Below are 19,508 nucleotides of genomic sequence, written 5' to 3' on the forward strand. Positions count from 1 at the left end.
AGTTGCCTCAACTGCTTCGACCTCGTGCCCTGAGGGCCGGAGATCTCGTGGTTATTGCATCGCTGTCCGGACCGCTCCACGCCGTGTACGAGCCCGCCCTGGAGAAGGCGGTGGTCGTGCTTGAGCGGATGGGGTTCCGCGTGCGTCGGGCGCCGCTGCTCGAAGCCGGGCGGCACCGGTGGTGGACCGCGGCGACGCCGGCGGAGATCGCCAAGGAGTTCAATGCTCTTCTGCGTGATCCTGAGGTGCGCGCGATCATGGCGCATGACGGCGGCCAGACGGCGTTCGGCTACCTCGACTTGATCGACGTCGAGGCGATCAGGGCCGACCCCAAGCCGATCCTCGGCTACAGCGACATCTCGCTGCTGCACCTCGTGCTCTACGCACAAACGGGTCTGGTCGGGTTCCATACCGACTTGGCCACCCCTGGACTCGGCGGACACTGGCAGGCCGCGCCCGCCGCACGCAGAGCGGAACTCGAAAAGCTCTACGCGACGCTGCTGACCAGCACGGAGCCGATCGGTGCGCTGCCGGCCACCCCGTCGTGGGAGTGCTGGCGTTCCGGTCGCACCGAAGGCCGGCTGATCGGCGGGGTGATCAACCGCATCGTGCTGGCGCAGGCCACGCCTTACGCGCTGCCGCTCGAACGGTTCGACGGCGCGGTGTTGTTCTGGGAGGAGTTGGGCGGCCACGCATCGCACGTGTGGAGCTATCTACAGGTACTGCGGCACGCAGGCATCCTCGATCGAATCGCCGGCATGGTCGTGGGCATCCCGACCGCGATCGACGGACTCGACTCGCCCGACGCGTCCCCGACCCTGCGCGAGATAGTTCTCGACGTCCTCGGTGACCGCGACATCCCGGTCTTGGGCAACGTCGAGGTCGGACACGCCGGACCGAATCTGCCGATGCCGGTCGGCACCCGCGTCGCCCTTGACGCGCAGCAGCGGACTCTGTCGCTGCTCGAACCGGCGGTACGCCCGCTCACGGTGACCGGTCCGAGCGGCTGAGCAACGCGGACAGCGCGCTTCTTCATGGGGCCTGCCGATCCTGCTGGTCAAGCGGATGCCGATTGACTGCCGGGTGACCGTCACTCGATCGGTGGCCACTCTGAAAGAGCTCATTCTTCGGCTGCCACTGCGGCTGGTCGCACCCCGCGTTGGTCAAGCCTTCCTGGAGGAGGGGCTTGGCGGGTCCGTTGGGTGGGCGAGTTGCTCGGGCTCCGTCATGCAGGTGCGAGATGCGGCAGTCCGAGTGCGGTGACGGCGTCTGTCAGCTCCTTGTCGTAGGTGACGAAGCCGTCCAGCTCTCGGTGCAGAGGGGCGGTGGTTGCCAGGTGAATGGCGTCTAGAGTGCCGAGTCTTTGCATCTCGAAGCCGGCGGCGCGGGCCAGGACGTCGTCACCGAGAACGATCTGGTCAATCCCGGTTAGCGTGTTGCCGACCAGGAACGGCACTCGCTGCCGGTCGACACCGGCTCGCCGGAACGTGCGTGCGATCTCCACGCCAGCCAGCTGGGAGGTCACGAGACGACCGTCAACGCCCAGCGCTGCCCGCCAGCTGCGAAGCGCCTGCGTCTCCGCCTCCTGCTGTACGAACTTCAGCAGAGCGCAGGTGTCCATGTAGTAGAGGCTCAACCCGTGCGCTCCCGGTCGCGCTCGGCGATCAGCGCATCCGACAGCGAGGGCAGCTCGGCCAGATCGCTGATCAACTCGGGCAATGCGCCTGGATTAACCGCACGGCGCACCTGGCCGGTCGCGATCAGTTGGTCCAGGGTCGATGTGGGTTCTTCGGCGGGGGACATGCGGATGACAGGCTTGCCGTGTTCGGTGACGACGAGCGTCTCACCTGCGCGAACTCTCGCTGTGACTTTCGACGGATGGTGGTTCAGCTCTCCAAGCGGGATGGTCTCCATGCCGCAAAGGTACACAAAAAATGTGTACAACGGGAGGCTGGAGCGAGACAAGTCTTCTGTGGACAGGATCAGACCTTGATCACGGTGGCCCGTCCGCCGTATAGCGTGGTCAGGTCCTCGGGGTGCGAGGTGAGGACGGTGACGGAGCCTGGGCGGCGAGGGCGGTGGCCCGAGTACGGCGTCGATGGCGTACTTATGGCCGTGCAGGCCGGCGTCGGTGAGGAGGGCGGCGGCGTGGCGGGCGAGCGGCTCGGTGACCGGTTCGACTACCAGGCGAGACAACGTCCATTCCAGGGCTGGCCGGTTGATCCGGGAGTGGACCACCGCGACCAGGGTGGCCGCGGATGTGATTACGCGCAGGTCGTCGGCGCGGGCCAGGGCAAGCCATCCTGTGACGGACCGGTCGCGCAGTACAGCTTTGGCGAGCCCCTCGCTGTCCAGGACCGGGGTGCCGCCGGGAAGGGCGGGGGAGCGGGTCACGCGGCGTCGGCCCCGCCTTGCGTCTGTTGTTGTCGGGCCTGGTGGAGCTGGTCGCGCAGGGCCTGGATCTCGTCGTCCGTGACCGGTCCGTGGTCGGCCTCGGCGACCTGGATGAGCTCGTTGAGGTTGTCCCGCTCGATCTGCCGTGCGACGGCCGCAGCGACATAGGTGGACAGTCCGGAGGGGCCACTGCGGGCCTTGGCGGCTTCGGCGATATCGCGCGGCATGGTGATCGAGTACTTGCCGGTAGGCTCACTCATGCTACCTGTCTTCCCTTGCATCCTCCCCTGGTCGAATGAAGTTGGCAGAGACAGTCGCGAGGTGCAGGTCCGATCCGAGCTCGAATCTGGGTTGGGCGCACGTCGGGACTCCAGAGGGTGTTGTTGCTGCCGGGCTTGATCCGGGCATCCGAGACGTTCACGTGTCAGAGAGGTGGTGGACGTCATGAGGAACTCGAAATCTCAGGCGCGCGGCGTCCCCGGCCGTAGACGCGGAGGAAGGGCCGTGGCTGGCCGGCGCACGGCGGGTGCGACGGATGTCAGGGCGCTGGCCGATGACCTGGGCGCCGTGCTCCTCCGTGCCGTTCGGCAGGGCGTTGCGGATGAGTCCCCTGCGGGGATCAGCCGTGGCGTGCCCCAGGGCCGCGCGGCCGGGATCAGCTGGTACGCCTTTGCTCTGGAGTACATGGAGATGAGGTGGCCGCTGATCGCGGCGAAGACCCGGGACGAGACCAACGACGCGCTGTGCGCGATCACCCGGGCGATGCTCCGGGATGTGCGGGGCCGTCCGAGCGATGAGCTGCTGCGGCGGGCGATGCGGGGCTGGGCGTTTGTCGTCCCGCGGCCGGAGCCGCGTCAGATGCCGGCTGACGTCCGGCTGGCCCTGCGCTGGGTGGCGGGAGCCTCGCGTCCGCTGGCTGATCTGATGGATCCGGCCATGATGCGGTCCCTGCTGACAGCACTGCGGCTAAATCAGGGTGGCGCGGTGGCGGCGGCCGAGACGCAGCGACACAAGCACAAGGTCCTGGTCAACGCCGTGCGATACGCCGTCGAGCAGCGCAAGTTGCCCGCCGATCCGCTCGCTCCCATCAAGTGGAGCGTGGCTGAGACCGTCGACGAGGTCGACCCGCGGGTGGTTGCCAACCCGAGCCAGGCACGTTCCCTGCTGTGCGCGGTCTCCTATGTCGGCGCTTACCGGCGGGCACGTGGACGGCGGTTGGTCGGGCTGTTCGCCGGGATGTACTACGCCGGGCTGCGCCCCGCCGAAGCGGTCGGGGTGTCTTTGCCCAACTGCGTGCTGCCTGCTGAGGGCTGGGGCCAGGTGACCGTGCACCGCACACTGCCGCAGGCGGGCAAGCGGTGGACCGACACCGGAAGAGCCCACGACGAACGCGGTCTCAAGGGCCGTCCAGCCGACGACACCCGACCTGTACCGCTACCGCCCGAGCTGGTAGCCCTCTGGCGGGAGAGCATCGACACCTTCGGCGTCGCGGACGACGGGCGGCTGTTCTTCAATGAGCGCGGCGGCATCGTCGGGTCCAGTACCTACGACCGTGCCTGGCACGAGGCCCGTGAACTCGGGCTTCCGCCGGATCTGGTGTGCTCTCTGCTCGCGGCCCGCCCTTACGATCTGCGCCACTCGGCACTGTCCACCTGGCTCAACGCCGGCGTCGACCCGACCGAAGTGGCGGAGCGCGCCGGTAACAGCGTCGAGGTGCTCATGACCACGTACGCCAAGTGTCTGTACGGGCGGCAGGAGATCGCCAACCAGCGCATCGACAAACTCCTGCACGAATACGAGTAGAGCTCGCAGGTGTTTGATTCCGGCGAGATGGCCAGCCGCGCACACGATGCATACGTGTCCGGGCGTGAGTAGTTGTATGCCTACTCACCAGATGCCGTCTTCGTGTCCCCGCCGTGCTGCGTTACCCGGGGACGGCACCGGATGCGTACAGCGCCGTAGGTGAAGGCCGGGTCGGTGGCCTTGCTTGACCAGATGTACGCCTCGCCCGGGCGGAGTTGAGCGAGTCTCTCGGCTGTGAGGCCGGACAGGGCGGAATTCGCCTTCTGTAGGTGCTTGAGCCAGGCCGGGGAGGTGAATTTGTGGAGGATGACGTGGTTGGAGAGCTCAATTAGCTGTACTGGTACGGATGGTGGGTCCTGGCTCGCGACCAGAATGCTCATGCCCTTGTGGCGCATTTCGCGGACGGATTCGACCAGGCCGGCCACGAGGTCGGGACTGTCGATGTACTTGTGGGCTTCGTCGAAGACGACCAGTTTGTTGAAGCGGTGGTCGCCGTCGCGGGCGTCGGCGAAGAGCTGCATCAGGACGACGAACAGGCCGAGGGCGTCGTCCTTTTCGATGAGGTCGTCGCGCAGGTCGACGATGATGAGGCGGCCGGGGCGGATCAGGCTGGTGAGCCGGACGTTGTCGTCGATGTACTCGGCGGCCAGGTCTAGGCGGTCTTCAGCGAGGTCTTTGATGTGGTCCGGCATCCGGGAGTCGGCCAGTTCCTGGCGGATCGTGTCGAGGGTCAGGTTGTTACGGTGTTTGCGGATGGCCTTGGCGATTTGCTTGATGTACGTGGATCGGTTCCCTACGGCACCGAGCAGGAACTTCCAGTGCTCAGCCTTGAGTTCGGCGGAGGAGAACGCCAGGGGGTGCACTTCGATCCCCGGGTATTGCTCGCGGCGTTCGTCGACCTGGGCCTCCGGCGCGAGGAGCAGGACGTCGGTCAGGGCGCGCGGTTCGGCGCCGTAGCGTTCTTTGAGGGCGGCGACCTGAGCGTTGTCGTCGTTGGGGTGCACCATCGAGGTGAATTCGGGCGCGTAGTCCTGGGCCTTGCTGTAGTGGAAGACCACCGTGGCTAGCGGGTGCGGCAGGACGTTGACGGGTGGGGCCGGGAGCGAGGCCGCTTCGATGATGCTCCCGAGGGTGTAGCTCTTGCCGCCGCCCTGGACGCCGAAGAGGCTGATGGTGTGGGTCTCGTTGAGGTCGAGGGAGACAGTGCGGCCGGCGACTTCCCCCAGGACGCCGTGCTGGGGTGAGGGACGAGTGACACCGAGGTAGATGTCTGGCTTGGTGCCGGGGGCGGTCGGACCAGGGGGCGGGGTGGCGGGGCTCGGGGCGTCCACGGTCGGAGTGTCGTGGACGCTCCGTGGGCCGCGTGCGGTGGTCCCGGGGGATGGTGTGTCGGACGGAGTCGGGTCCGTAGCAACTGGCGGTGGGGGCAGGTCGGATCTGCCTTCCTCGCTGCCAGGTTGATTGGGTGCTGGCTGCGGCGCTGCTGAAGCCTCTTCTGCATGTGACTCCGGTACCTCCTCCGGCACCGCCCGCTCCGGCTGCGCCACTACAGCGTCGTCCGCGCGGAAGGCGGCCTCGGCGAGACGCGGGATCGAGAGCGGGAGCAGGGCCAGAGTCGGCGCGGTCGCGGCACCGTCCGGCGTCGGAGTGTCTTCGTCGTTCATCACTGGCTCGGCGTCGTCCCGCAGATCCGGCACACCCGGTCGCACTGTTGGAATTGCCTCGACGAGTTCGGTGACGAGGTCTTGGCCGATGCGGTGGAACTCCACCTCGCCGTCGGTTTCCTGGTCGGTGCCAGTACGGGCGAGGTCGAAGATCAAGCCGCTCTGGGTGAAACGGAGTTGGTAGCCGTCGTCGAGGCTGTCCAGTAGTTGATGGGCTGCGGTGCGGGTGGTTTGGTTCAGAGTGCCGTGGCGGGCCGCGCGCTCCAGGTAGAACCGGAGCATGGAGGCGAGGGCGAGGTTCTTGACGGGGCGGTCGACACGGTCGGGGGTGGTGAGGTTCGGGTCGAAGGACTCGGCGAGTACGGTCTGGCTGCGCTCCAGCTGCTGGGCGACCTTGGTCTTGAGCCGCTGGTAGGCGCCGACGTCGTCGAGCGCGGTGTAGCACTTCACCTCGACGAGACGGCAGGTGATGGTCCGCTGCTGTGCGTCGAGTTGGAACAGCGCGAGGTCGCTGCGCTGGAAGGAGAGGACGTCGCCGAGTTCGCGAGCTTGGCGACGGGCCTCGGCGTACAGCTCGGGATGGGCGTCGAGGGGCACGACGATCTGGTTGTGCAGGACGTCCTGGTAGTCCAGGTAGAGGCGGGCCAGTGACAGGCCGAGGACCTCGGTGCGCTGGTTAGGTGCAGTCGACGCGAGTTTGAAGGCCAGGTTGCCCGACAACAGCCGGAGCTGGTCGAAGAACGTGTTGAGGTGGCGTTCTTCGACAGTGAGTCCGTGCTGTTCAGCTGTCGGGCGGAGGAGGGTGCGCAGCTCGTCGACCGAGTTGGAGCTGACCATGATCTGGTGCCCGAGCCCACTGCCCTGGGCGGGAGCGTAGTCGATGACGTACTCGGGCCTGCCATGTCGGCCGGCGTTGTCGAAGTACTCCAAGCCCAGTGTGCGGTCGATGGTGACGACCCAGTCGCCGGACTGGTGTGCCTGGTAAAGGAGATCGCGGGCATCGGTGTCGAGCGACAAGACTGTGCACGGGACATTGCGCAGTGCCTGGCCAGCGGTGGCTACGCAGGCCGCGGCAGTGGCGAGCAGGGCGGGGAGGCGGCCCATCAGCGTGGTGAGGTCTTCGGCGTCCTCTATCGCGAGGGCTGTGCCATGTCGTGGCGCGGTGCGCCAGACAATTTGCTGGTCGCTGTCCTCGTAGGCGGAGGCGGTTGCCTGCACCAGGCCGTGGACGGGCGCGTGGGTGATGTCCTGGCGCGCTGTAGAGGCATGCTGTTCGCCGCCGAAAGCATCGATGAGGATGGTGAGATGGGCGTCGAACTCCGTCGGCTGCCGGGTGAACTCGTACACCGAACGTACGGAGTGGACGAGCTTTGCGACCCGGGCAGGGCCAGCGGTGTGAAGGAAGGCTTCGGCCTCGGCGGAGGAGATCTGGCTCTGCGCGCTCTGCAACTCCATCAGGGCGGCGCCGGTCTCGGGAGCCTCGGGGTCGATGACGCAGAGACGGATGTCGTAGGTGAGTTCGCGGGTCGCCGTGCGGCGCTGCAGTTCGAGCAGGGTGTCGGCGACGATCTCGGCCCGGCCCGCGTTGACAACGTTCATCACGAGAGTGCTGACGTACGGGTGTAGGCGGACGTAGCGCTCGATGCGGTCGGCCAGAGCCGTCCCGGACAGTGCCCCGCTGCCGTTGGTGGTGGCGCGGTTGTTCTCGGGAGGGAGGTTTAGGGCCGTGGTGAGTCGGCCGATCACCCCGCGCGGGTCGGCGGTCTCGCTCGGCAGGTACGCGCCCCAGTACGGGGTGAGATTGTCGGCCGCGGCCATCAAACGTCCGTCCTGACGCGGGATGGCGAACGGGAAGCCGAGCGGTGCCAGCGAAGCCAGCAACGAATCCCGTACGGGTAGGACGGCCTTCTTGTCCCCGGAGATGAGGCGGCTCGTCCAGTCCAGGCCGAGCGCCGACCAGGTGGCCAGCCACAGTGCCCGCAGCGGGTGGGTGGGGGCGACGAGCAGGACGGTGTCGTGTCGGCCTGTTCCGTCGGTGAGCGTCGCTGCCACGCAGTCGATCTGCTGGACGCGGGCGAGCGCCTCCAGGGCGCCGCCCCGGGTGGTGTCGGTGGCCCTTTCGATCTGGAGCGCGGCTGCGTCGACGAGTTCGGCGTATGCCTCGGCGTACGCGGCGAGTTCGTCGCGCACCTGCTCGAAGTCGACTGCCTCGCTGACCAGGAGCTCGGCGGGTTCGACGGATCCGGCCATCTCGCCTGTGATCGCGGTGAAATAGTCCCGCCGGGCGGCAACGAACGTGTCGTACGCCTCGGCTGCCCGGCTGCTGAGAGCGCGCCCGAGGTCCACGTCGTCGCCGTCGGGCAGTTGGGCAGTGCCGTCCGGGTGTAGGAGCAGTCGGCGCAGACTGGTGTCGTCGGGGTGGGCGAGAAGATGCTGCTGGGCTTGGACGAGCAGCGGGGACAGCCGGATTTCGCCGCTGCCCGCGGCGTGAATCTTTGCACTGAGGGTGCGGTGCGGGCTCCGGGCGCTGAACGCCTTCCAGCGGATGTCTGTGGCGGTGACCTGGGCCGGGTCCTCTCCCGCGGCGAGTGCGTCCAGCTGGAGAGAGCGCAGGGCCTGGGTGAGGCCGGGGAAGCGTCCCGCGCTGCGCTCCGGCGGTTCCTCGGTCTCAGCGTCGGGGACGACGTAGAAGCGCTCGCTTTCTCCGCCGGGCAGATCGTGGGCGCCAGCGGCGACGTGGAGAGGCTCGTCCTCTGCATCCAGGGGGACGACGCGGATGTAGTGCCATCCCTCCTCCCAATCGATCTTGTTGAGGCGGTTCAGTGCCTTCTTGTACTCGGGCTTGGCCGTCTTTCCCTTGCCGACATAGGCGGCCCTACCGATCGGACCACCGTTCTCGGAGACGATCTCCACGCGGAATCGCTCCAGCCCTTCCACCTTGCGTGGGTCGGGCCGCACGGCGAAGCGCACGGTGATGTCGCGGACCCCCTTCTCGCCGGTGAGGAGGTACGGCTGGCCTGCCATGGAGGCCAGTGCCGGGTAGTCCGCCAGGTGCTGGGTGTTGTCGCCTGCTGAAGGCAGACCGAGTTCGCGAACGTCGATGGAGACGGTGGCGCGGTGTCGCTCATCGATGCGCCAGTTGCCGAAAGACAGGCCCCAGTTCTCCCGGTCGACGACAATGCGGCGAGTCCAGGTCTTGGGCTCTTCCAGGCCACAGCGTGTGGCAAAGGCGGCGAGACGGGTCGCGAAGTCGTTGTCGCTCAAGCCGAGATCTAGGACGCGTTGCCGTTCAGAGCGTGGCGAGTCTGTCAGCTTCTGCACCAGGCTGTGGTTCTTACCGACTCGGTCCCGTACCTGGGCGGGATCGGTGAACAGATCGAAATCCGGTACGAGGCCGAAGTGGTAGACCGCCGCCCCGGCGACCTGGTCACGGTAGCCGTTGACCTGGAGGGTGAGGAGGTACTGAGCGACGGCGCGGTCGCTTGCTCGCCGTCCGTCCGGGCGGGTGCGGACGGCAGCCAGCAGTTCGTCGACGGCGGGACGCAGCTGCTGCGGAACCTGGTCGAGGAGATGATCGGTGAGATGGGCGTACGCGTCGCCGAGCGGAACTTCCTCGAACGTGGCGATACCGAAGGAGTCCTCGGCGCTGACCCGGATGCCTGGCGGCACGAAGACCAGGAGCGGGCCGGGCAGCACGCCTTCACCCTCACTGCGGTTTCGTAGTTCGACCAGCTTGGTGCTGCTGACGCCCACGTCGTGCAGCGGTCCGTCCGGGGCGAGGTCCTCAGCGGGGCAGAGCAGGCAGACCGTGGTGTCGGGGCCGAGCGCACCCCGCAGCCGACGCACCAGGGAGGCGGCGAGTTCGGGGTCGGCTTCGGTGACACGCATGCAGTGCCCTGCGCTGCGCTCGCCGATGAGCTTGGCCAACTGCGGTACGAGAACGCCTTCGAGGGCTTCGCGCAGGTCCTTCGCGGTGGCCTCGGCCAGGCCGGTCGTGCCGGTCGGGGTGCTGGTCATCGGGTGCTGACCCCCATCCGTGCCGCGGTGCCGATGGCATACCTGGGGGTGATGGTCTGCGTCAGGTAGGCGTCGGACATGTCCTGGTAGTAGCCGATCTCGCGCAGGCGGTTGAGGAAGGCGGCGGAGTTGGCGCGCAGCGCCGCCTGGTCGTCAAGGTGGGCGCCGGCGAAGCCGTCGCCGTCGGGGAGGCGGTCGATGTAGAGCCCATACCGGGAGCGCAGCAAGGAGAGGAACGCGTCCACCCGCATCGGGGCGGTGGCCAGATCACCGCTGCCGTCGGCGCTCTCGCGCAGCAATGACACCTGGAGGAGGACTTCGAGGAGACGCCCGTCCAGTATGAACCGACGTGCGGAGTCCGCACCGCCACCGCGCGGCTGGGCCAGGAGAGCGCCAGGACGGTGTTTCAGCAACATGGAGTCGAGACACTTCACGAACTGGCTCCGGTAGTAACGGCCGCGATAGTGCATGAGCATCTCGGTGTACTCGTCGAACGGGTCGAGTCCGAGCTGGATGATCTGCTTGAGTTCGGGTGGGAGGTCCTCCTCCTCATCCCGTACCCGGGTGACGCGTTGTAGGAAGAAGGCGTCGCGGTCCTTGCGGCGCTTCTTGTCCAGGAGCCGCAGCGCCTCTTCAGGGGTGAAGTAGTTCCGACCGGCAGGCCGGCTCAGCGTTCCGGCTTTGGCCAGGGACTCCGCGAAGTCATCAAGCTTCTTCACCTGGTAGGTCGCCTGGACGAAACGGGGGATACGCCGGTACCAGATATCCGTGCTGTGCTCGGCGAGGGCGGCGGGGGCAGTGCCGGGGGTGCCGTCCGCGTCAAGGAAGAGCCGCACTTGGTACGGGCAGCGGTCCGCCGCGGCCTGCGAGCGGTGGCCCTTGCGGCAGGCTTCCGGCACCGTGCCGGTTGTGACGGCCGCGGGCAGCAACTTCATCATCCGCAGGTGGTACAGCGCCAGGTGGAAGGCGAACAGCGTCTTGAGGTAGTCCACCAGTACGGTGCGCGGCATGTGGTCCTGGTGGTACAGGAGTCGCATGACGTCCTGGCAGAGCAGTTGTGCGGGTTCGGCGCACAGCGGCGGATAGGGAGTGCGGGGCTTGCTCGTGTCCGCCTGGTCCCGCATCCTCCCGCCCGCGAGCTCGACCAGGTGCAACAGCGCTTGCGTCTCCACGTCGGTGTCCGGACCAGGGCTGATGGCGCCCGTGGCCCGGTCGACGTCGGAGAAGAAGAACTCGCGCAGTCCCTTCAGGGCGCCCTCGTCCGCACAGAGCATCTCGTACAGCTGCTCGTCGGCCCCGTACGGGCGGGATTTGCGGCTGTTGCGGAACCGGTAGGTGAAGCCGTGCAACGGCCTGGGAGCGGCCACGGCTTCATCGGCTCGGCCGCGATTGACCATGTCCATGAGATGAGTGACGGTCCAGCGGGTGGTGGTCTCGCGGTCGAAGCCGTCGAACACCTCGGGGTGCTCCAGGAACAGCTTGACGAATACATCGACGTCGAGCAACGCCGTACGGCTGATCTTGCTGGGCATGCCCTGGTGCCACAGTCGGGCAAGCAGCGCGGTGAGGACCCGGTCCATGTCCAGCGGCTTGTAGTCGATCCGGCTGACACCGGGGTGATGGAACGTGCCGAGAGATCCCGTCAGCGCCATGCCATCTCCTCCGGCCCGTCGGTGTGTTGGTCGTCCAGGTCGTGGGCCGCGTCTGGCGAGGCGGCTGCCAGGTCTTCCATGTGTAGGACGCCGTCCTCGGAGCGGTGGACGCGGCGTAGATCGTGTCCGTGTGTGGTGAGGAGTACTTCCTGGTACGGGACAGCGGCCAGCCGGTTCTTGAACACGGCCAAGGCGAGCTGCTGACCCTGGAGGTCGGCCACCGAGGGCCGGTATCCCTGCCCGAACCGATGCAATAGCTCGAACAGGTCGAGCCGGATGTCGAGCTCCGCGGTCCCGCCCTGCCGGCTCGCGGGGTCCTGGTAGGTCAGACGCAGCGCCGTGCGACCGGATTCGATGTAGGCGGAGGCAGCCGGGGCCCCTGGTTCCAGGTGGAATCCTTCGGCGGGGAAGCGGCGGTAACTACGGACGAGACCGCCCGACACCTCACGAACCTGCAGTGCCAGCGCCTTCCCGATGCGATCTGGAGCGGTCAGACCTTCTCCCCGGTTGAGGGCACGCAGCACCATGTCGCGTGCTTCACCGGTGGAGGCATTGATGCCCAACAGCTCCATGAAGTGCAGCACCGAGGGGTAGGGCAGCATCCGCTGCGCCCGCTCTTCATCGTGGAGCTCGAAATAGAGCAGACGACGTGCCGCGTCGAGGTAGCGGCGATGGTCGGCTGCCTGGCCCGATTGGCCTCGACCATTGAGGTTCGACCGGCCGAGTTCGGTGAACTGCTGCTTCAGCAGCACTCGATCCCGATTTCCGCGCCCGTCCACGGTGACCAGGGCACCGTCCTCCAGCAGCCCTGCATAGTCGAGGCGGCGGTCGAGGCGCGGTTGCGGCACGGCGGCGACGTCGGCCTCTCGCAGCAGGGACAGCAGCCGGTCGCGCTCCCTCGGGATACCGTCATCGGCTGGGGGAGCGCCTTGGTGAGCGGTGAAGTAGAAGCTGTCCAGGACAGCTTGGGCGTCACCGGCTGCGTACAGCTGGTGGATCTCCGCGCAGTCGCGGCTTGAGGTGAGGGTGAAGGCCAGCGCTGAGCGCAGGTCGCGCAGTGTGATGTGCAACTTGCCGCGTAGTTGCGTCAGTTCGTAGATCCGGCGCAGCCGCCGCATTGCCTGTGGGCCGGCGGAGGGGTGCTGGAAGGTCTGCGCGTTGTGCCGGGCGTAGCAGGTGGCCGCGAGGTCGCAGGTCGCGCAGTCCTCCCAGAACCGCTCGTGCGTCATCCGCGTGAGCATCCGCTCCAACAGCGACTCACCGTCCAGCGGAACGCCGTCCGCGTCTGCCGGGCGGGCCGCCACGTCACGTGTGTTCAGGTTGACGACGGCGACCGTCTGCCCCGTTTCCCGCCCGGCCAGGCCCAGGTTGACGAGCTTTGCGAGATACGGAAAGCGGTCGTGGTGGTGGCTCAGGAAGTCGATCAGCCGTCCCTCGTTGACCGCGATCAGCCGCGTCTCACTCTCGATGCCGTCCCAGCCGGACTCGTCCTTTCCGGCGAATGGCGCGAAGAACTCCTCCAGGACGTCGTCCCCGCCGACCTCGCCTTCGTCCTGGCTGCCGTCATGGTTGGTGCGGAACCGGCGGCCGTCCAACGTGAAGTCGTTGCCGTTGGGCCGCCGGGGCCCGAAGTCGGCATCCAGCTTCCGGGCCTGGCGCTCGAAGCTCTCCAGGAACGCGGTCTTTCCATCGCCCGCGTTCCCGGTGACGACGACGAGCGCATGCTTGCCCTGCCGCAGCGCGGGGACAAGCTCGCGGTCCAGGGCGGTCTCGACATACACGGACATGGCGTGCGGGTCGAGGCCCCGTGTACCGCGGTTGCTGCGTCGGCTCTGGCTGTACAGGGTCTGCAGGTGGGCGACGAACGGGTTGGTATTCGGTTCGGGGACGGACGGTTCGGCGGGGCCATCGCTGGATGACGGTGTGGGCGGCAATTCCTGGCGCTCGGGCGTAGGAGCGGGTGGCGGGACATCCCGTGCCGACTCCAATGTCTGGAGCGCCTGTAGCAGTTCCTCGGCCGTGGTGAACCGCTCGCCGCGGCTCGGGGAGATCGACCGGAGCAGGATCTCGGCGAAACCGGGGGTGAGATCGCCGAAGCCGCTGTACGCGACTCGGGGATCGGTCGGTGCGACGCCGGGCAGCGGTGAGTTCGCGTCCCACGGGTACTGTCCGCCGGTCAGTGCCTCGTACAGCGTGACCCCGAGCCCGAACAGGTCACGGTCGACGTATCCGGTGGCGTTGGCCGGCACCTGGTCCAGGTCGGGCGGGCTGTAGCGGGCACTGGTGTAGGTATGGCCCTCGGAGGAATCCGCGGTCTTGGCGATCCCGAAGTCGAGCAACTTGACGCCGTCGTCGGTCCACAGCAGATTGCTCGGCTTGATGTCGCAGTGCCACACCCCGAGGTCGTGGATGTGCCGCAGCCCGCGCGCGGTATCGACGGCCAGCCGCAGCACGTCCGCCGCGCCCATCCGCCCGCCGCGGATCACCTCGGCGACATCCTTGCCGTCAACGAACTCGAAGACCAGGTACGGGTACGGATCCGGGGCAGACAGCCGGTCCGCGTCCACCATGGACACCACGTTGGGATGCGGTGCGCTCTGCAGCCGCTGCAGTACGTCAGCTTCGCGCTTGAGCCGGTCAAGGACGGAGTCACGGTCCCTGAGGACCAGCTTCACCGCCCGGTCGATGCTCCTTATGGTGTCGTACACCCGGTAGGCCACGCCGAAACCGCCGGGTCGACCCAGCCGGTGGCGTACCAGGTACTTGGTGCCGAGCTGGAAATCGGTGGGCAGGTTCTTGAAGAAGTCCGCCCCGCGTGCCGCATCCGGGCCGCCGGGCTGGTCGGCGGCCTGCTGTGCGGGGCGAGCTGCGGAGGATCCGATCCGTCGGACCGGGGTCTGGCGCGCGCCGATCGCCAGGTCCAGTCGGCGCAAAGCTTCCAGGGCACTCGGCCGGGCGCCGGGATTCGTCGCGCACAGCGTTCGCAGCCAGTGGGCCAGCTCCACCCGGACCCCGGCGTGCTCAAGACCGTCGGCAGGCAGCTGACCGGCGGCTCCGGCTTGCTCGGTCACCGAACCGAACGGCAGCTCTCCGGTGAGTAGTTGGTAGCCGATGACGCCGACCGCATACACGTCCGAGGCCATCCCCATGGCCGCAGGGTCGGCCTGGCACTCAGGAGCGAGGTACGCCGGGTCGGCGACCTGCCGCGCCTCCTCCAGCACCGTGTGCCCGCGTTGCTGCGCGGTCTTGGCGTACTCGAAGCCGGTAAGCATCGCCCGGCCGTCCTGCGCTATCAGAATCGTCGACGGGTTCAGCTCACGGTGCGCGATCCGCCGGCTATGAGCGTGCGCGAGCCCCTGCAGGACGTGCCGGACAGTGCGCAGTTTGGCGTCGGCCGTGAGCGGGTCGGCGGCCCCGGTCAGGTGCAGCTTCAGCGCATGCCCGGGGACATCGTCGAAGACGGTGACGTACACACCCCGGTCCTCGTCGGCGAAGAAATCCCGCACCCCGACGATGTTCGGATGCGCGGGCAGCTTGCCCAACGCCTCGTAGGCGATCCCGATCCGCTTCTGCTGTCGCAGCCGCTCAGCCTCCGGCGCGTACGGGTCGGCCTGACGCACCTGGAGCCGGACCGTGCCCGAGCCCTGCACGGCCAAGGCGTTCTTCGCCCGGTACTCGTCCAAGACGTCGGCACCGTCTGCGTGCTGGGACTCGCTGAGCCGTTCGATCACCTCCCAGCTGCCGAACCTCAACGGCCCGGACGGGGCACGAGAGGCGCCTCGCACCGTGTCCACGATCGCCTGGTGGTGCGCGGAGATGTCCGTGTCGAACCGGCCGGACGACACGGGTACTTGAGAGGTGTCCGCCAGCCGCCCGATCAGGTCGGGCAGGGTGACGGTCGCCTTCGCGTCGCGCTGTGCGGGTGTGTTGTCCAGCAGGACCGCGTCCGGGGCATGGAGGACGACCAGGGCGTCGGTCCATAGACGGGACAGCGGCAGGTGCGCGGTTTCCAGGATTGTCTTGAGCTGCTTGGCGTGGCTCTGCAGCTTGGGCACCGGGCTGCGGAACGGGGCCCGCCGCGCCGGATACCAGCGGCTTCCGTCGACCTCGATGCGGCCACGTGTGCCCTTGACGTCGATGACATACACCGCGTGCCCGGTGACCACGACGAGGTCGACTTCGAACAGGCGGTTCCCGTGCGGGATTTCGACGGAGTGCAGGACTGTCCAGTCGTCCGGCGCGTGATCTCGCAGGTGCGCGATCACGTGCCGCTCGGCATCGTTGACGGCCTCCCCAACAGCAACGATCCTGGCACTCATCAGCCAGTGGCCTCCTCGACGGCAGCGGTGAGCAGCGCGAGCGCCTTGTCCTCAAGGACATCGGCCCGGTCGCGGCATTGGTAGGCGGAGCGGACGGCGGCGGCGATGCGGTCGCGGTCGGCGGGGGGTGCGATGGGGATGTGCAGCTCGCGCAGGAAGTGCGGATGATATTCCTGCTGTTTGCCTCCGACGCTGAAGGAACGAAGCGCCCGGAACGCTGCGTCGGATCGGAAGAAGGCAAACAGGTAGGCGCCGGAGATTTCTGGATCGCCGCTGACGACGCGGACGTAATCCTGACTGAAGGCATGCTCCAGCCAGGGGCCCGTGACGAAGACAGAGCGACTGTAGACCTCGTTCTCGCCGAGTGTTCCCCTGGCTGCGACCAAGATTGTCTCGTCCTGAAGGCGAATATCGTCGGGAGCTTGCGATTCGTTGATCCAGCGCCCCTCAGGGCGAATCCAGAAGGACTGCCGTTGACCAATGAGTCGGACACCGTGCTCCGGGTTGCTGTCGATCCGTTTGAATCGGGCGCCCGTCCGCAGGCTGCCACCCTCACAGATCGTGCCGAGGGACTTGCCGGATACCGACCTCAGGTGCTCGATCAACCGCCGGGCCCTGGGTGCAAAATTCAGTGCCCTTAGCGAGGTCGCCCCCACACCCGCGACCTCGAATCCAAGATCGCGGTCTTGCTGATGCCAGCGCAGCTTGTTCAGCTCGGGCAGCCCGTTGCTGTCGAAGAAGTCTTTCGTCGCGGCGACGAGTTCGGCCTGATGCCGCGCCCGCAGCGCTGCGCACTCCTCAACCAATTTATGGATCTCGGTCTCAACCCGCTCACCGAACCGCGGTACCGGAAGCCCTGTGATGTGGTGCGGTTCGATGTGCTTTACAGCCGAGCCGTACACCGATCCGCGTACAAGTGTCTCGCCGTAGTGACTGAGAAGGAAGGCGAACAGATAGCCGGGCTTGATCTTCTCAGGGTTCGGTTCGACCTTGATCATGTGTTGGGAGGACCAAATCCCCTTCATGTCGGAACGTGTGTACGCCCTCCGTCCAGCATTGAATCCCGAGCACGAGATCAGAGACATGCCAGGCTTGAGTTCTAGGTACGACAGCGCCGCTGATTGGGCGTCGGACTTCCGCAACCGGGGTAGCCCTGTCAGGTCGGCGGCCATCATGTCTCTGGTCCCGAGGAACGGCACGCTGTGGTCGGGGTCGGTGAGGTACACGCGGCGGAACATAGGGCCGTTGAAGATCCCCCCGTTGTGCCCCGCCGTCACACTCGCCAACGGCACCGTCTCCGGCAGCAGTTCCAGCAGCTTCTTCACCTTCAGCGCGCCCGAGACGTACGGCGAGGCGTCGAGCCGGAGCCCCTGCTCCCGGAACCAGGCGGACGTCACCGGGTTCGACAGGCTGGCGATCTTCACGCGCGCGCCTCCGTGCTCTTGCGCGGGTCGGCGCCGGGCACCGGGTACTTGGCCCGGAATTCTCGGTAGTTCTCCGCGATCACCGGCAGGTCGTTGTCGATGACCGGTTTGCTGCGACGCAGCGGCCGGACAACCTCCTTGCCGCGGATGCGTAGACGCTCCTGCTCCACCGAGGTCTTCACCACGATCTTCCCGTCGGGCTCGCGCTTGTACAGGTCGTTTCCGCGTCGGTCGAAGCCGACCTTCTCGGCGACCGCCATGAAGACCGGGTACTCCTTCTCCGTTCCGAGCCGGTGGTTGCGGACCTCCTGGTCCGTCTTGCGCTTGAGGAAGAGGAGCGTGGTGAGGATGTTGACGTTGGCGTCGACGACGAACGTCTCCACCGGGAGTTCGATACTCGCGAGGACCCAGCAGTGCTCCAGGATGTAGCGGCGGATCGCTTCGTCGGACGGGCCCGGGTTCGACAGGATGCCGTTCGGCAGGACGATGCCGATGCGGCCACTGGGCTTGACCCACTCAATGGCACGCTGGATGAACAGCTGCTCGGGAGCCATGCTGCCCGGCTTGCTGATCAGGCTCTCCTCGATCTCGCCGGTCACCTTGTTGCGGCCCCAGGACTTCGCGATGCCGTCACGGAAGGAGCCCAGGACCGACTCGTCGCTGACCGGGATGTCTGCCCCGAACGGCGGGTTGGTCAACAGAACATCCACGGTCTTGCCGAGCGGGATCTTCTTCTTGGCCTTCTCGACGCCGGGGAGGTGTCCGCGCGGGAAGCCGAGGGAGTCCATGTGGAAGACGTTTCCGGTGGTCTCCGCGAAGGTCATGATCGCCATGGTGGTGGCGCGCACCAGGGACGGGTCGAAGTCCGCACCCATCAGGTGCTCGTCCGCGTACTCCTGGAGCCTGTCTCGGTAGCGCTCCCGCTCCTCGTCGGTGTCCGGGAAGCCGTAGGTGCCAGCCTGTTTCTTCCAGGTGTCGTGCAGGTGCTTTAGCGTGGCCTGAAGGAAGCCGCCGGTGCCGCAGGTCGGGTCGAGAACGGTCTCGTCCTCCTGCGGGTCGAGGATCTCGACCATCAGGTTGACCGCCCCGCGCGGGGTGAAGTACTGACCGCGGTCGCCGCGCAGATTGGTACCGACAAGCTCCTGGTAGGCGAGTCCCTTGGCGTCGACGTCGGTGCCGCTGAGGTCGTAGGGGGCGATTTCACTGACGATGAAGGCGAGCGCTCGGTCGGAGAGGTTGATCTCGTCGGTAGACTTGAAGACGTCGTTGTACTCGCGCTTGACATCCTCGAAGAGCTCCCGGACGCGGCTGCTGATCGCCGCCCGACCGCCATCGTCGAACATCTCCTTCAAGCCGGTGCGGAACCGACCGTGGCCAGTTCCTCGACTGGCTCGCTCGTCGTACATCTTGGCGAAGAGTAGATAGAGGAACTGCCAGAAAGCGGCATCCTTCGACATGCCCTCGTTGCCGTGGATGTAGTTGTGGCAGCGGCGGAACGCGGTCTTGAGACGCTCGGGCTCGGCTCGGCGCAGGCGCTGGTGCGAGGCGACGGTACGGCTGCCGAGGGTCCCATCGGCGACGGCCCAGTCGCTGCGGTCCTCGAAGTCCGCGCCGAAGTCGCTGATCACCTTCTTTAGGAAGAAGAAGTCGATTCCGTCCGTCCACATGCCGTCCGTGCACAGCGGGCGGTCCTCGTTGCCCATCAGCTCTTGGAGGGCTTCGAGGTCCTTTCTTGCCTGGTCGGGCTCACGGAGCTTGACGACGTTCTTGCCCGTGCCCTTGGGCTCCGGCTTGCAGATCACCACTCGGCGCAGGTTCGCGGTGGTGTGCAGGGCGCCAGACTCGAAGATCGCGATGTCGGCCGGCTTGGTCCGCTTCCGCTTGGCGCCCTCTTCGCTGATGGTGACGCGGAAGTCGCGTGCCATGTCGGCGGGGTCGATCCCGTGCTCGTGGACGAGAGCGCGGGCGACACGCTGGCGGACCTTCTCCTTCTCGGTTTCCTTGATCGCCTTACCAGTGATGTAGTCGACGATCTGCCCCTCTTCCAGGGCCGTGACCTGGGGCTGGGTCTCTTCCGCTGTCGCCGCCCGACCGGCACCGTCCTCGGGCTGCCGCGGGATGTCCAGGTCCAAGGTCAGTTCCTCCATCGGCGTGCTGCTTCTTCCCTGTGCTCGGTGGTGCGCGAGATGCCCGCCGTCCGGGGCCATGACTTTCCAGCAGGCCCTTGCGTAACGC

The 19,508-nt window shown here is 67.0% G+C and carries 10 protein-coding genes and 1 pseudogene; 2 read left to right on the forward strand and 9 right to left on the reverse strand.

All coding sequences use genetic code 11. The features are described from left to right. Positions 1 to 2 precede the first annotated feature (2 nt). Positions 3 to 1,010 (forward strand): LD-carboxypeptidase, encoded by a 1,008-nt coding sequence (locus tag OG407_RS34430; RefSeq protein WP_405868770.1) that lies wholly within the window; start codon positions 3 to 5, stop codon positions 1,008 to 1,010. 215 nt (positions 1,011 to 1,225) lie between these two features. Here the strand turns inward: OG407_RS34430 and OG407_RS34435 are convergent, their stop codons facing one another. The 4 genes and pseudogenes from OG407_RS34435 to OG407_RS34450 all read right to left on the reverse strand — a co-directional run bounded on the left by OG407_RS34435 (position 1,226) and on the right by OG407_RS34450 (position 2,654). Continuing rightward, on the reverse strand, positions 1,226 to 1,636 hold the full coding sequence (locus OG407_RS34435) for a type II toxin-antitoxin system VapC family toxin (protein ID WP_405863368.1): 411 nt from the start codon (positions 1,634 to 1,636) through the stop codon (positions 1,226 to 1,228). After that, the gene (locus tag OG407_RS34440; RefSeq protein ID WP_405863369.1) at positions 1,633 to 1,914 is read right to left on the reverse strand and encodes a type II toxin-antitoxin system Phd/YefM family antitoxin; all 282 of its coding nucleotides are present in this window, start codon (positions 1,912 to 1,914) and stop codon (positions 1,633 to 1,635) included. The genes OG407_RS34435 and OG407_RS34440 overlap by 4 nt, the downstream gene beginning before the upstream one ends. A gap of 68 nt (positions 1,915 to 1,982) precedes the next feature. Then, positions 1,983 to 2,394 (reverse strand): annotated as a pseudogene (locus OG407_RS34445) (DNA-binding protein). Beyond that, the gene (locus tag OG407_RS34450) at positions 2,391 to 2,654 is read right to left on the reverse strand and encodes a CopG family transcriptional regulator (RefSeq protein WP_405863370.1); all 264 of its coding nucleotides are present in this window, start codon (positions 2,652 to 2,654) and stop codon (positions 2,391 to 2,393) included. The pseudogene OG407_RS34445 and the gene OG407_RS34450 overlap by 4 nt, the downstream one beginning before the upstream one ends. Before the next feature lie 244 nt (positions 2,655 to 2,898). Here OG407_RS34450 and OG407_RS34455 point away from each other — a divergent pair, with 244 nt between their 5' ends. Further along, entirely contained in the window at positions 2,899 to 4,197 is a 1,299-nt protein-coding gene (locus OG407_RS34455) for a tyrosine-type recombinase/integrase (RefSeq protein WP_405863371.1), read from the forward strand. Between the two features lie 80 nt (positions 4,198 to 4,277). On the opposite strand, the gene mads8 is transcribed toward OG407_RS34455, so the two are convergent. From mads8 to mads2, 5 genes are read right to left on the reverse strand one after another with little or no spacing between them, the layout of a single operon-like run. Continuing rightward, positions 4,278 to 9,878: a methylation-associated defense system ATP-binding protein MAD8 gene (gene mads8 / locus OG407_RS34460; protein ID WP_405863372.1), complete on the reverse strand. Its 5,601-nt coding sequence runs from the start codon at positions 9,876 to 9,878 to the stop codon at positions 4,278 to 4,280. Then, on the reverse strand, positions 9,875 to 11,530 hold the full coding sequence (gene mads7 / locus OG407_RS34465; protein WP_405863373.1) for a methylation-associated defense system protein MAD7: 1,656 nt from the start codon (positions 11,528 to 11,530) through the stop codon (positions 9,875 to 9,877). Before mads7 ends, mads8 begins: the two co-directional genes overlap by 4 nt. Further along, a complete protein-coding gene (mads6, locus tag OG407_RS34470) occupies positions 11,521 to 15,849 on the reverse strand; it encodes a methylation-associated defense system protein kinase MAD6 (RefSeq protein WP_405863374.1) in 4,329 nt (1,442 codons plus the stop codon). The genes mads7 and mads6 overlap by 10 nt, the downstream gene beginning before the upstream one ends. Then, positions 15,849 to 17,273, reverse strand: a complete 1,425-nt coding sequence (mads5, locus tag OG407_RS34475; protein WP_405863375.1) for a methylation-associated defense system restriction endonuclease subunit S MAD5 — start codon at positions 17,271 to 17,273, stop codon at positions 15,849 to 15,851. The genes mads6 and mads5 overlap by 1 nt, the downstream gene beginning before the upstream one ends. Then, positions 17,270 to 19,420 (reverse strand): methylation-associated defense system DNA methyltransferase MAD2, encoded by a 2,151-nt coding sequence (gene mads2 / locus OG407_RS34480; RefSeq protein ID WP_405863376.1) that lies wholly within the window; start codon positions 19,418 to 19,420, stop codon positions 17,270 to 17,272. Before mads2 ends, mads5 begins: the two co-directional genes overlap by 4 nt. Positions 19,421 to 19,508: the final 88 nt, after the last annotated feature.

The organism is Streptomyces sp. NBC_01515, assembly GCF_045040345.1.
Classification (GTDB): Bacteria; Actinomycetota; Actinomycetes; order Streptomycetales; family Streptomycetaceae; genus Streptomyces.

Bases quoted from the DNA above. Each gene is read 5' to 3' on its own strand.
- OG407_RS34440 (WP_405863369.1), bottom strand. From the start codon at position 1,914: ATGGAGACCATCCCGCTTGGAGAGCTGAACCACCATCCGTCGAAAGTC.
- OG407_RS34450 (WP_405863370.1), bottom strand. From the start codon at position 2,654: ATGAGTGAGCCTACCGGCAAGTACTCGATCACCATGCCGCGCGATATC.
- mads8 (WP_405863372.1), bottom strand. From the start codon at position 9,878: ATGACCAGCACCCCGACCGGCACGACCGGCCTGGCCGAGGCCACCGCG.
- mads7 (WP_405863373.1), bottom strand. From the start codon at position 11,530: ATGGCGCTGACGGGATCTCTCGGCACGTTCCATCACCCCGGTGTCAGC.
- mads6 (WP_405863374.1), bottom strand. From the start codon at position 15,849: ATGAGTGCCAGGATCGTTGCTGTTGGGGAGGCCGTCAACGATGCCGAG.
- mads2 (WP_405863376.1), bottom strand. From the start codon at position 19,420: ATGGAGGAACTGACCTTGGACCTGGACATCCCGCGGCAGCCCGAGGAC.